The organism is Nannocystis pusilla (assembly GCF_026626665.1).
Classification (GTDB): Bacteria; Myxococcota_A; Polyangia; order Nannocystales; family Nannocystaceae; genus Nannocystis; species Nannocystis pusilla.
This window is the reverse complement of sequence record NZ_JAPNKE010000002.1, coordinates 11,157,492-11,169,901: the sequence shown is the minus strand read 5'-3', so window position 1 is coordinate 11,169,901 and position 12,410 is coordinate 11,157,492. Positions and strand designations below refer to the sequence as shown.

At 66.0% G+C, this 12,410-nt stretch carries 10 protein-coding genes; 8 read left to right on the top strand and 2 right to left on the bottom strand.

Translation table 11 applies throughout. From position 1 onward, the window contains the following. Window positions 1–325 precede the first annotated feature (325 nt). Window positions 326–586, bottom strand: coding sequence for a hypothetical protein (locus OV079_RS49420; RefSeq protein ID WP_267777344.1), 261 nt, complete (start codon window positions 584–586; stop codon window positions 326–328). A 163-nt stretch (window positions 587–749) separates the two neighbouring features. Here OV079_RS49420 and OV079_RS49415 point away from each other — a divergent pair, with 163 nt between their 5' ends. After that, complete coding sequence (locus OV079_RS49415) at window positions 750–1,382, top strand: hypothetical protein (RefSeq protein ID WP_267777342.1); 633 nt, start codon at window positions 750–752, stop codon at window positions 1,380–1,382. Here OV079_RS49415 and OV079_RS49410 read toward each other — a convergent pair. After that, complete coding sequence (locus tag OV079_RS49410; RefSeq protein ID WP_267777340.1) at window positions 1,360–1,629, bottom strand: hypothetical protein; 270 nt, start codon at window positions 1,627–1,629, stop codon at window positions 1,360–1,362. The genes OV079_RS49415 and OV079_RS49410 overlap by 23 nt on opposite strands. Between OV079_RS49410 and OV079_RS49405 the strand changes: the two genes are divergently transcribed. From OV079_RS49405 to OV079_RS56880, 7 genes are all read left to right on the top strand, one after another. Next, a complete protein-coding gene (locus tag OV079_RS49405; RefSeq protein ID WP_267777338.1) occupies window positions 1,616–3,595 on the top strand; it encodes a RecQ family ATP-dependent DNA helicase in 1,980 nt (659 codons plus the stop codon). The genes OV079_RS49410 and OV079_RS49405 overlap by 14 nt on opposite strands. 597 nt (window positions 3,596–4,192) lie before the next feature. Then, window positions 4,193–5,557 (top strand): BREX-6 system BrxE protein, encoded by a 1,365-nt coding sequence (gene brxE / locus OV079_RS49400; protein WP_267777337.1) that lies wholly within the window; start codon window positions 4,193–4,195, stop codon window positions 5,555–5,557. Window positions 5,558–5,770: 213 nt separating this feature from the next. Beyond that, window positions 5,771–6,193, top strand: coding sequence for a BREX protein BrxB domain-containing protein (locus OV079_RS49395; RefSeq protein ID WP_267777335.1), 423 nt, complete (start codon window positions 5,771–5,773; stop codon window positions 6,191–6,193). Window positions 6,194–7,223: 1,030 nt separating this feature from the next. After that, window positions 7,224–8,732, top strand: a complete 1,509-nt coding sequence (locus OV079_RS49390; protein WP_267777334.1) for a hypothetical protein — start codon at window positions 7,224–7,226, stop codon at window positions 8,730–8,732. A gap of 353 nt (window positions 8,733–9,085) precedes the next feature. After that, entirely contained in the window at window positions 9,086–9,841 is a 756-nt protein-coding gene (locus OV079_RS49385) for a hypothetical protein (protein ID WP_267777333.1), read from the top strand. Window positions 9,842–9,851: 10 nt separating this feature from the next. Continuing rightward, window positions 9,852–10,730, top strand: a complete 879-nt coding sequence (locus OV079_RS49380) for a hypothetical protein (RefSeq protein ID WP_267777331.1) — start codon at window positions 9,852–9,854, stop codon at window positions 10,728–10,730. Between the two features lie 8 nt (window positions 10,731–10,738). Next, entirely contained in the window at window positions 10,739–12,328 is a 1,590-nt protein-coding gene (locus OV079_RS56880) for an Eco57I restriction-modification methylase domain-containing protein (protein WP_338089157.1), read from the top strand. Window positions 12,329–12,410 lie beyond the last annotated feature (82 nt).

Here is a 12,410-nt window from a genome sequence, read left to right as displayed (position 1 = left end):
TCAAACGCCCGCGCTTCGGCTCTCCACGGGGTTTTTCGGGAGGAGGGGTCTTGCCACCCCTTGCCTCTGGTTGCCACTCCAGACCACAAAAAGAGTTAGATTTTGGTTAAGTAAATCTGACTCGAAAGACAGGAGACATCCTTCTGCAGTGGCGGAGGCGGGCTTCGAGCTAGTAGGGGAGGGGAGGGCATCAGGCGATCCTTCTCGACCGCGAGGCCGACATGCGCAGCCAGCGCCTTATACTCCCCTGTCGGCTGGTGTCCTGAATCTTTCGCGCCCACGCGAGCCCATGTGCGGCCTCATGGAGCAGGTGCCGAAGGTGTCGCTAGCGGGTCGGCTGAGGCTCTCGCCCGCGATCAAGACCTAGCTGCGGTGCCCCGTCGCAGGGACGGTCCACCGCGCGGGCGACCAGCTTCTCGTCGCCGGCGCCGATGAGGATCACCGCGTCGGGAAGGTTGGGGTGCCGCGCCCGGATGGCGCGCCAGCAGGTAGCGAGTGCCTGGACGAGGGTGCTGGCCTCCACGGCGGGTTGTGGGATGGCGTTGCTGTCTCTTTGCTCCGTGTTGTCGAGGTTGACGGCCTGCATTCGAGGATACCTATCTCCCATTACGTCCTGAACGACGCGGGCCGGTAGCGGCCTGCCTTCGCCTTCGCCAGCGCGGCACTTGGCCTCGGGTGTTGCGCTGGTCGTTCTAAAGGGTGAAGGTTGACACTGGGAGCCCGCGGCGACTGGCGGGAGGATGCGAGCCATGCACACGCCCCACATGAACCTTGGTGAGCGGGGGTACGAACGCGAGCACATCGACACCGTGCTCGCTGCGATCCGGAAGCACTTTCCAACATACTTTGCCACCTTCGCGCTGACGGCTAAGAAGGCGTCCGAGGCATTCCAGACCGCCGTGGCCGAGTGGCGGAAGGAGCTGCGGGACTACGAGAAGTTCCTCGACCCCGACTCGCTCGAAGAGTACGAGGACGATCCGGGGTCGTTCAAGTCGGGCATCAAGTCCCGCTGCCCAATCATCCGCCGGTCGCTTAACTCCCCGGCCAGCGACATGAAGAAGTACAAGATTGCATTCAAACTCGCCACCGGTGCCGACCTGTTGCGAGTTAGCAAAAACATCGCCGCCTTCGGCCGGAAGCACATAAAGTCCTTCGACGACGAGACCCACGAGGCAATGGCGGACGTGGCGGATCTGGGGCTCGGCGACCTGCTGGAGGAGGACTACATCGTCTACGGCGTGATCGGCGGCGGGATCAAATCGCACCTCCTCTACTCGCTCTACCCCAACGCCTTTCCCAACCGCAGCCGCAGCGCCGTATGGGCGCTCTACTTCCTTTCCGGCAAGAGCGACTTCGGTTTCAAGGACGGGTCTGAATCCTGATGATCGACATGGATGAGGACAATCCTCCACCCAGCAGAACTACCACTACCCCTACGACCTCTTCGCGTACTATGCGCTGGAGGTCTTCAAGATTCTCAAGGCGGCGTGCGCGGCCAAAGGCGTCGCGCAGAAGGACGCTTACCGCTACGTCTACCTCGACACCTTCCTCGACCACGTCGCCGACCGGCACGCCGCCGAGATCAAACTGCTCAAGGGCACTCCCGAGGACTTCTATGGCGGCTGACATCGACGTTACCTTCCGGAAGCACTTCGCGTCCGTCGGCAAGGAGCTCCGGCCCGAGCAGCGGCGAGTGATCGAAGCCACCCTGGAGGGGCGCAAGGCGGTGGGACTCCTTCCCACCGGGGCGGGCAAGTCGCTCTGCTACTGGATCGCCGGGAAGGCACTCGGCGGCACGACGCTCGTGATCTCGCCGCTGACGGCGCTCATGGACGAGCAGGTGGGCAAGCTCCAGGCCCTCGGCTGTAGCGCGGCGGCGCTCCATAGCGGCATCGACAGCCGCGTTCAGCTCGACGAGCTACTCGCCCTGCACGGTGGTGCGACCCCGAGCTTCATTTTCGTCTCCCCGGAGCGGCTCGCTACCGACGGGTTTCTGGAGTACGTCCTGCGGGCGGCGCGCGACCGGGTGAAGCTAGTCGTTATCGACGAGGCTCACTGCATTTCGCAGTGGGGGCATGACTTCCGCCCCTTCTACCGCGAGATCCCGCCCTTCCTGGACGCGGTCTTTGGGGCCGGCGCGCACCCGCACCTGCTCGCCCTCACCGCCACTTTGGGCTCGAAGGACGTGGCGCAGCTCTGTGCCGACTTCGGGATCGACCCGGATCGGGTGGTGTTCAGCGACACCCCGCTCCGGCTCGAGATCAAGCTCAAGGTCGTGAAGGTCGCCGACGAGAACGAGAAGGACGCGAAGCTCTGGCAGCTGCTGGAGGAGCACCGTACCGAGAAGCTCCTGGTCTATGTGGACCGCCGGGAGGGAAAGCGTTCCACGGAGGATCTAGCGACGGTGGCAGCCGGCAAGGGCTTCAAGACCACCTTTTTCCATGCCGGGATGACCTCGGACCAAAAGGCGGAGGTGATTCGGAAGTTCAAGGCCGGCGAACTCACCCTGGTCTTCGCTACGAGCGCCTTTGGGATGGGAATCGACATCCCCGACATCCGCGGCGTCGTCCACTACCTGCTCCCCGAGTCGGTCGAGCAATACTACCAGCAGATCGGGCGGACCGGCCGGGACGGGAAGCCCTCCTGGGGCGTCCTGTTCTACTCCGACAAGAACATCGAGGTCCGCAAGCGGCACTACATCAAGAACTCCTTCCCGGACGAGGAGGAGGTCAAGAAGGCGTTCAAGACGCTCACCAACGAGCGGGTGGGCAAGTCCACCCTGAGCTACTTCGACGAGGCCGACGACGCGCGGAGCGCCTTCCACTACCTGCTTCGTGGTGAACTGGTGGATGTCCTCGGGAAGGGTGTGCAGCACATTAACGTGTTCCAGCCCGCGAAGGGGAAGGCGGTCCCGGAGTTGCAGGCCCTGCTCGACGCGACCAGTACCGGGCTGCTCATCACCATCGCCAAGAAGACGGGCCGGTCGGAGAAGGAGATCCTCGACCTCGTGTACCGCCTGCTCGCAGAGGGGAAGATCAAGCCGGCGCGGGCACCGGCCAAGTGCCTCATCCTGAAGTCCCGTGCCGCCGCCCTGCCCGACGATGTGCTGGCCCGCATCATGGCGGACGTGGCTGAGAAGGAAGCCTACAAGCTGGGTCTCATGGCCAGATTCGTCGCCCTGCTCGACGGGTACGAGGACTCGGTCCGCCTCCACCAAGAGATCGGGCTGTACCTCGGGGTGGACAAGTTTAAGCTCGGGCGGATCTACGAGACGGCCGCCGGGGTGTGGGTGCGGTCGAAGTCCGAGGTCATCATCACCAACCTCCTGTTCCAGCGGAAGGTGCCGTTCAAGTACGAGGAGCCGCTTCGGGTGGACGGCCAGGACTACTCACCAGACTTCACCATCGAGTGGAAGGGGCGGACCTACTTCTGGGAGCACCTGGGGATGCGGGAGAAGGAGCGGTACGAGCGGGAGTGGAAGGAGAAGGAGGCGATGTACCGCAAGCTCTTCCCGACCCAGCTCATCACGACCGAGGAGTCCGCGATCCTCAGCCGCGAGGTCGAGCGACTTCTCGCCGAGCATTTCAAGCCGTAGCGGCAACGCGAGGCCACCCGGGCCGGCCGGCGGCTAGGGCGCGGCGAAGCGCTCCTTCCGTAACTGTACGACGAACCGCGTCGTGACGGTACGGCTGCGGGGCGATACGCCATGCTCCTCTGCCGCACCGGCGAGGACGCGTGGAGCGTGAAGCCGAGCGGAGGTCACGGTGACCTGTTCGCGGTGGCGTCGCCGCAGGCGCTGTCGCCGACGATGGTGGGCGGTCGGCGCCGGCGGGACGATCCGCTGGAGCGTCGACGATGGCGAGACCTGGAAGCCGGTTCTGGCGCTACCGCGACGACAAGCACAACCGCGCCCGCGGTTCGCCGGTCTCCTGGCCCGTGGTCTGAGCGCCGCCGCTGGTCCCCGAGGTCGAGCTCTCGCTGTTTCCGCTGGGCTCCCGGCTCCTCGAGTAATGTCCGAAAGGTCAGGCGAGCGAACCCGCGCGTTGTGCGCCCCCTCCTGACCCTGCCGTGCACGGCGCACCCTCCCGCCGGAACGCCGTTACACGCCGATTCGAGTCGTTGAACTCGGCACCCCGGGGCTGGTACACAGAGGATTCGCCCCCGGCACCCGCACGGCGGCGGCGACCTTCCCGTGACCGTCTTTCTCGCCTCCGAGCTCGACGACCTGCTCACCGCGCAGTTCGCCGTCGCGTGGGCCGGCGAGGGCGGCGGCGACCCCGCGCGACTGGGGTGGTGGCCGACCGACATGGTCAGCGAGAACGGCGGACATGACCTGTTCCAGCGCCTCCTCCCGCAGACGTGGGCCTGGGCCTCGCTCCAGACGGCGCGCGAGGCGGCCCGGCGCTGCGACGCCAGGCTGCGCGCTGGGGCTCTCGAGGCCGACAACATGATCTCCCTGTTCCACCTCGGCTTTGAGGCCGACGAGCGCGTCGAGGAGCGCCTGCGAGAGCTCAAGCGCTCCGAACGGGCGCCGACCGCGGCGCTTCCGGGACTTCGATCTGTCCTCCGGGACACATGGAACCGCGATCTCTTCTCCTCGTGGCTGAGCGGCCACGGCGAGCCCCGTTACGAGCGCGCATCGTCGCACGGTCGGCTCATTCCCGGAGCGCCGCCTCAAAGCCTCGACGTCCTGGCGTCGCATTCTCGCCGCGCTGCTACCGCTGCCGGAGCAGCGCGAGGCGTACCCGCTGCCGTACTTCCTGCGGAGGCCCAAGTGAGCGCGCGAGAGGCCAAGCAGGCCCACACGCGGTTGCTCCGGTGCTCGCTCGAGGTCGACGACGCCCGCGCCTACTGGCAGCGCACAGCCGACCTTCAGGTCTCGGCCACCGCCCAGCGCGCGTTCGAGGAGTATTGGTTCGGCTCTCGCAGCCTCGGCACCGTGCGTCTCCTGCTCACCAACTTTCGCGTCCGGTTCGACGCCTTCCCGCACGCCCTCCGCGTTCTCCAGCGCTGGACGACCCACGATCCCGCCGAGCGCCGCGTGATCTCTCACTGGCACCTGCAGCTCGCCGATCCGCTGTATCGCGCCTTCACTGGCACCTTCCTGGTCGAGCGCCGCGACCACCTGCGTCCCCAGATTCGCAGCGAGGCGGCGCTCGCCTGGGTCGCCGAGCATGTCGCCGCCCGCTGGACCATGAACACGCGGATCCACTACGCGAGCAAGCTGCTCTCGGCGAGCTATGCGGCGGGTCTCCTGGGCAGCAACCGCGACCCCCGGCCGCTCGCCTCGCCGCCGATCAGCGACGCAGCGCTGACGTACATGCTCTACCTCCTCCGCGAAGTGGAGTTCGCCGGCACGCTCCTCGACAACCCATACTTTGCCTCGGTCGATCTGCGCGGCCCCGACCTCGAGCACCGCCTGCGCGGCCTCACGGCCCTTCGTTTCCGTCGTCAGGGCGACCTCGTCGACTTCGGCTGGCATTACCCGTCGCTCGCGGCCTGGGCCGCTGAGCAGCTCTTCCCGCCGCCCGTCGCTCGCCTCGGAGGTCTCGCGTGAAGCTGCCGTTCGAACAAACCACGCTCGACGAGACCTTCGCCGCGCTCCGCCGCGACCTCCTCCACGAAGGCGGTCCGCGGATCAGCACGATGCGAAACTACCGCTTCGCCATCGTCCAGTACGAGCCGGAGCACGAATTCTTCACTCCGCAGACACGTCCAGCAGCTCACCGGCGATCTCCGCGACCACGGTTGGTTCGTCCTCTCGATCTCGTTGCAGAAGCTCCTCCTCGACCGCTTGCGGGCCCAGGAAGACGAATGGGCCCAGTGCGTCATCCAGCGGGAGCGCAACACAACCACGGTTCACAATCGTGAGAGGGGTCTGAAGTACCTCAAGGATCAGATCTTTCCGATCCTCGAGGAATCGAACGGCCTCGCCGACGACTGTGCGGCGGTCATCCGCGCGCACGCGGAGCGTAACCCCGAGCACATCGATCGCACGCTCGCGCTCGTCGGTCGCGCGGGCCCCCTCTACCCGTTCTTCCGCACCTCCGCGCTCCTCCGCAACCTCGACGGCAACACCGCTCACGTCCCGGTCGTCCTCCTCTATCCCGGCCGTCGCGAGGGTGCGACGGCGCTCTCCTTCATGGGTGAGCTCGCGCCCGACAGCGATTACCGACCCCGGATCTATCCATGACGCAGGCCACCTTGATCCGCGAGCTCTTCGCCAAGAACGTCACCCGGAATATCCCGCCGGTCGTCTATTTCAAGGATCAGACGCCCGCGAAGCTCGCGGACGAGGTCTCCGAGTACATCTTTACAGGTGGCTGGCCCGAAGGACATCCACGGAAGGCGCGCACGTCCGAGGGGATCCACGAGAGCTACGTCAAGCTGTTGCGCGCGATCGCTGACGAGCTCGATATCCCCGGCGGACCAAGCCTCCCGACCTGCTGGATCTCCGGTTTCTACGGCTCCGGCAAATCCAGCTTCGCCAAGCTCCTCGGGCTCGCGCTCGACGGCATCGAATTACCCGACGGCCGCTCGCTCGCCGACGCCCTGCTCGCGCGCAACACCACCCCACGCAGCGACGAGTTCAGGGCCGCATGGGACGACCTGACCCGCAAGATCGATCCGCTCGCCGTCGTCTTCGACGCGGCGGGCGCCATCCGTATCGACGAGCACATTCACACGCTCGTCTTGCGCAAGGTGAGGGAGCGTCTCGGCTACTGCACCCGGCAGGAGTCGGTCGCCGACTTCGAGCTCCGGCTCGAGCGCGACGGCGAATGGAAGCGCTTTGAGCAGGTGGCGCGCGCCACCCTCGGCCAGCCGTGGTCGGCGTTCAAGGACAGGGCCATGTGCGAGGATCACTTCTCGAGGGTGATGCACGCCATGTTCCCCGATCGGTACACCGATCCGATGCGGTGGGCCGACAGCCGGGCCGGCAGCGCTGCCCGCGGCGAGTCACCCGAGGAGGTCGTCGAGGCGATCGGCGACATGCTGCGATTCCGCCGTCCGGGCCGCACCATGACCCTCTTCCTCGTCATCGACGAGGTCTCGCAGCACGTCCTCGGCCACAGTGCCCGGATGGACAGCCTGCGCGCGTTCGCCTCCGCGCTCGGCACCGGCCTGCACGGGCGCGCGTGGCTGCTGGCGCTCGGACAGCAGCAGCTCGAGAAGCAGGCCGGCGACGAGTTCCTCGCCTGGGCCCGGATCGCTTCCCGCCCAAGTTGCGCGTCCACCTCGCGCACAGCAACATCCGCGACGTCGTCCATCGACGCCTGCTCGAAAAGACAGACCGGGCCGAGCGCGACCTCCGCGCCCTGTACGCCCGTCACCGCGCCGACCTCAAGCTGTTCGCCTACGACGGCGACAACATCGGCGAGGACGATTTCGTCGAGGTCTATCCGCTGCTGCCCAAATACATCGAGCTGATCATGCAGATCACCTCGGCGATGCGCACCCGCTCTTCGCGCGCGCAGGGCGACGATCAGGCCATCCGCGGTCTCCTCCAGCTCTTGGGTGAGCTGTTCCGCAGCCAGGGGCTCGCAGACGAACCGGTAGGGACCCTCATCACGTTCGACCAGATCTACGCGGTCCAGCACACCGCGCTCGACGCCGAGATCCAGGCGAGCATGGCGCGGATCCACCGCGAGTGCGAGGATGACACCTCGGGCCTGCAAGTGCGCGTGGCCAAGGTCGTGGCGCTGCTCGAGCAGATCCAGGAGACGGTCCCCACGACCGCGCTCCTCGTCACCCAGTGCCTCCTCGACCGCCTCGACCGCGGCAACCAGCTCGGCCCCGTCACCGAGGCGCTCGAGGAGCTGCGGCGCCGCAACCTGATCAGCTATTCTGAGAAGGACGGCTACAAGATCCAGTCGACCGCTGGGGAGGAGTGGGAACGAGACCGCCGCGACCTCAACGTCAGCGCCGAGGCTGTCTCCGAGGCCATCCAGGGCGCGCTGCGCCACCTCATCGCCGATCCCGAGCGCCCGCGCCTCCAGTCTCGCGCCTTCCCTTGGAAGGGACTGTTCTCGGACAGCAATCGCCACAGCGACGTCGTCCTCGAAGATCCACGCGACGAGGCCGCCGTGGTCGTCGACTTCCGCTTCCTCGCCGACGACGAGCGCGGCGACACCATCTGGATCCCCCGCAGCAACGAGACCGCGCTGCGCAACCGGCTGGTGTGGGTCTGCGGCCGCCGCAACCCCGTCAACGAGTGCGCGCGCGAGCTCGGGAAGTCGCGCCTGATGGTCGAGAAGTACAAGGGCCGCCGCCCCTCGCTCCCGACCGCGCGCCGTCACCTCCTCGACCTCGAGTCCGACCGCGCCGACGCGCTCGAAAAGCGCCTGCGCGGCGTCGTTGCCGATGCCTTCATGGGCGGCACGATCTATTTCCGCGGCGATGCGCGCCAGCCCGGCGCGCTCGGCACGACCTTCGCGCTCGCTCTCAGTGCTGCAGCCACCGCCGACCTGCCCAAGCTCTTCCCCGACTTCATCGGCACCAATGTCACGCCCGCCGAACTCCTTCAGCTCATCGCCAGAGACCTCGCCGGTGTCTCGACCAAGTTCATCGGCGAGCTTGGCATCCTCCACATCGAGGGCGGTCGCTACGAGGCGAGCTGTGACGGGACCGCGCCTCGACTGATCCGTGAGCGCATCGAGACCGAGGGCGGACTCGACGGCGCGAGCTTGCTGGTCCGCTTCGCCGGCCCCCCTTCGGTTACGCCTCCGGCGTGATCAAGGCGTGCGTCGCGGGACTGTTGCGCGGCGGCAAGCTCCAGCTCCAGCTCGAGAACGGCGACTCGTTGACCGGGTACGCCGACCCAGGCGTACAAGCGATCTTCAAGGGCGAACGCGAGTTCCGCCGCGTCACGTTCGTCCCCGCCAAGAGCGACGGCCTCCGTCCCCAGGAGCGAGTCAAGATCTGCAAGTTACTCGAGCAGTACCTGCGTACGCCCGAGGGCGACGCGATCCAGATCGAGCGCAATGATGAATCAATTGCCGACGCCGTCGCCGCTCACTTCCCCGACGTCGCCCGTGACCTCCGGGTCGTCGAGACCCGCCTGCGGAGCCTGCCAGGGGCTCCCCACGTGGCCGAGTTCGACGATCTCTACAAGGCGATCGAGGCGTGCAGCCGGGCCTCACGGCGGGCGAAGTCGATCGTCCAGATTTTGCACACGCACTTCGACGCCCTGAGCGTGGGTCTGAAGCGGCTCCGCGAATTCGCCGGTGAGCTGACCGAAGAGACACGGGCGGCGGTCCAGCGCGCGGCCAACATCCGCGACCATGAAGGCGCTCAGCTCCGCGAATTCGGCCTCGACGAGGCGGGGGCGGCTGCTCTGGAGCGCGTCAAGGCGCATCTGGATCGTGAACGGCCGTGGCGGGACATCAAGGCCCTCGATGCCGATTTGGCCGACCTGCGCGCCTGTTACATCAAGACGCGCGGCCTCATCCTCACCGCGCAGGACAGCCAGGTCGAGAGCGCGATCGGACGGCTGTACGGGCGCGACGGCTTCCGCCGGCTCAGCGCAGACGCTTCGGACAGGATTCTCGAGCCGCTCCGCCGCGTCCGCGCCGACACGACCGCCGAGGCCGTCGCGCCCAGCCTGCGCGAGCTCGTCGATCGCTTCGAGCCCGCCCTGGATCACGCCCTCGCGGAGGCTGGGGCGCGGCTCAACGAGCTCGTCAGCCGCACGTCGGGCCAGATCGTCCGCAACTTGTCCTTGAGCCACGAGCTGCGTGATCGCGAGGTCAAGACCGAGGCCGACGTTGAGCGGCTCGTCGCCGACATCCGCGCGCGTCTCCTGGCCCACGTCCGTGAAGGCGAGCGCATCATCCTGTCCTGAGCGACATGTCATGTCGATGAAGCCCGAGGCCAAGCAGCTCTTGTCCCGGACGATCCGCTCGCTCCATGACGACCTGATCCCGCAGCTCACCCGCGAGACGCAACGGCTCTATCAGCTCAGGATCGCCGCCGCGGACGCCCGGCTTGACGAGGCCCACAACCGCAAGCGGGCCCGCCTCGAGGCCTACCTGGCCGAGGAGGTACGCGCCAGCAAGGGCAAGCGAGCCCGCAGTGCCGACGACTTCCTCCGCGACATCGTCAAGCAGGCCGCCTCCACGCTGGTCAATCGCCTGATCGTACTTCGCGTGCTCGAGGCCGGCCAGCGCCGCCGCAACCTCGTGCTCTCCGGCGGCCAGGAGAGCCCGGACTACATCACCTTCGCGCAACTCGCCCCGCCGCTCACCGACGTAAGCGACGACGAGAGCCGCGGCTACGAGTTCTTGCTCGGCTTGGTCTTCGAGGAACTGTCGGTCGACCTGCCGGGCCTGTTCGGTCCCGCCGGGATCGCGGATCTCATCGTCGCGCCTTGGCCGATCCTCCGCAAGGTGATCGAGGCGCTCAATCAGCCCGGGCTCGAGTCGTGCTGGACCGACGACATGACCCTCGGCTGGGTCTATCAATACTGGAACGACCCCGACCGCGAGGCCCTCGATGCCAAGCTCAATGCCCGCGGCAAGCTCGAGGGCCACGAGATCGCCAGCAAGACGCAGATGTTCACCGAGCGCTACATGGTGGACTGGCTGCTGCAGAACAGCCTGGGGCCGCTGTGGCTGGCGATCTGCAAGAAGAACTCCTGGACGCCGGCGGTCGTCGCAAACGGCACCCTGGCGAATCTCGACGCGCGACGCGCGAATTCCGCGGCAAGCGCGAGCGCGGCGAGGTGCCGCTAACCGCGCTGATGGAGCTCGACAGCGACGCCGAACGTTACTGGGCCTACTACGTGCCCCAGACCCTTCCCGAGGACGCACCCGACCACGCGCCGACGAGCATCCGAGACGTCAAGATCCTCGATCCCGCGGTTGGGTCTGGGCACTTCCTGGTGATCGCGTTCGAGCTGCTGGTCGCGCTATACGACGAGGAGGCCGGCCACCGCGGCGAGAAGGGGCAAGAGCAGTGGTCTGAAAAGAAGGTCGCCGAGTGCATCCTCGAGAACAACCTGCACGGGATCGACCTCGACCCGCGCGCGATCCAGATCGCCGCCGCGGCCCTGTGGCTCAAGGCCAGGGAGACCTGTCCTAAGGCGCGCCCGCACCACCTCAACCTGGTCGCGTCGGACCTGCGCCTGGCGAGCTTGCCTACGAACGATCCTGCCCTCAAGGAGCTCCGCGAGGCGATCAAGCGCGACACCGGGATCCCACATGAGCTCACCGACGAGATCATCGAAGGTCTTAAGGGCGCCGACCACCTCGGGAGTCTGCTCCGGGTAGCCCACACGGTCGAGGATGCGATCAAGGCTTACGAAGACCCTGCGGCCAGGAAGGACGAACCTGATGGTCAGGGCAGTTTTCTGCCGACGTTCGCGGAAGAAGCCAAGCGCAACATACTGGAGCGCCTCGAGACCTTTTTGAAGGCACACACGAGCGGCGACGATCTCGGCCTGCGCCTGCGCGGCGAACAACTCGCCACGGGCGTGCGCTTCTTGCGCATGACTCGTGAGGGAACCTATGATCTGGTAGTCGGCAATCCGCCCTACCAAGACACCTCTGATATCAGCGACGCGGGGAATCTTGAGCGGCAATTTCCGGATGCCGGCACCGACCTGTTTAGCATGTTTATTACCCGAGCGGTGGAACTCGTCGTGCAAGGGGGATGGGCAGCGATGGTCACCAAGCAGGACTGGCTCTATCTTCACCGTTTTCGGCATCTCCGTCGCCACCTTGAATGTCGACATATTTTTGCTATCGCCAACTTGGGCGCCGGCGCATTTGCGCAGATTGGCGGCGAGGTTGTGCAGGCTGTCGCGTTCTCGCTGCGCGCATCCTCTGAATCTGCCGCCGATTTGGCTATGACCGTCGTGGACGCGAGCGAAGGGCTAGATTCGCGAGAAAAGGCGGCGATGCTCCACGTTGCGGAGCCAAGCCGAAGGTATCCGGCCGCTTATCGCAACATCGATGGAGCGCCATTGGTTTTGGCCTGGGACAATGCGTTTGTCTCCTGGTATGCCTCGACGTCGAAGCTCGGGCAGGAATGTGCGGTTAAGCAAGGGCTTGCGACCGGCGACAACATTCGATTCCTGCGGTCGCCAAACGAAATTCATCCAATGCGGCGCCAATTTGTGAAGTTTGAGGATTATGGGGCTTCTGAGGTCGATGTGATTATGGCGCCCTGGGTTCCCTATATCAAAGGAGCAAAAGGGCTGGAGTGGTTCGAGCCCGGCACACACGCGATTCGATGGGCTCCTGCTGGTCTTCAGATCAATTGCTCGAACGCGATGGAAAACTTGCATCCCGTCCGCAGAACGAAGAATTTTATCTTAAGCCGGGAGTAGCTTTTGCATCTACAGGAAGTCGGTTCTCGGCGCGACTGCATCGATTTCGCAGCATATTTGACGTCAAGGGACAATCCGTGTT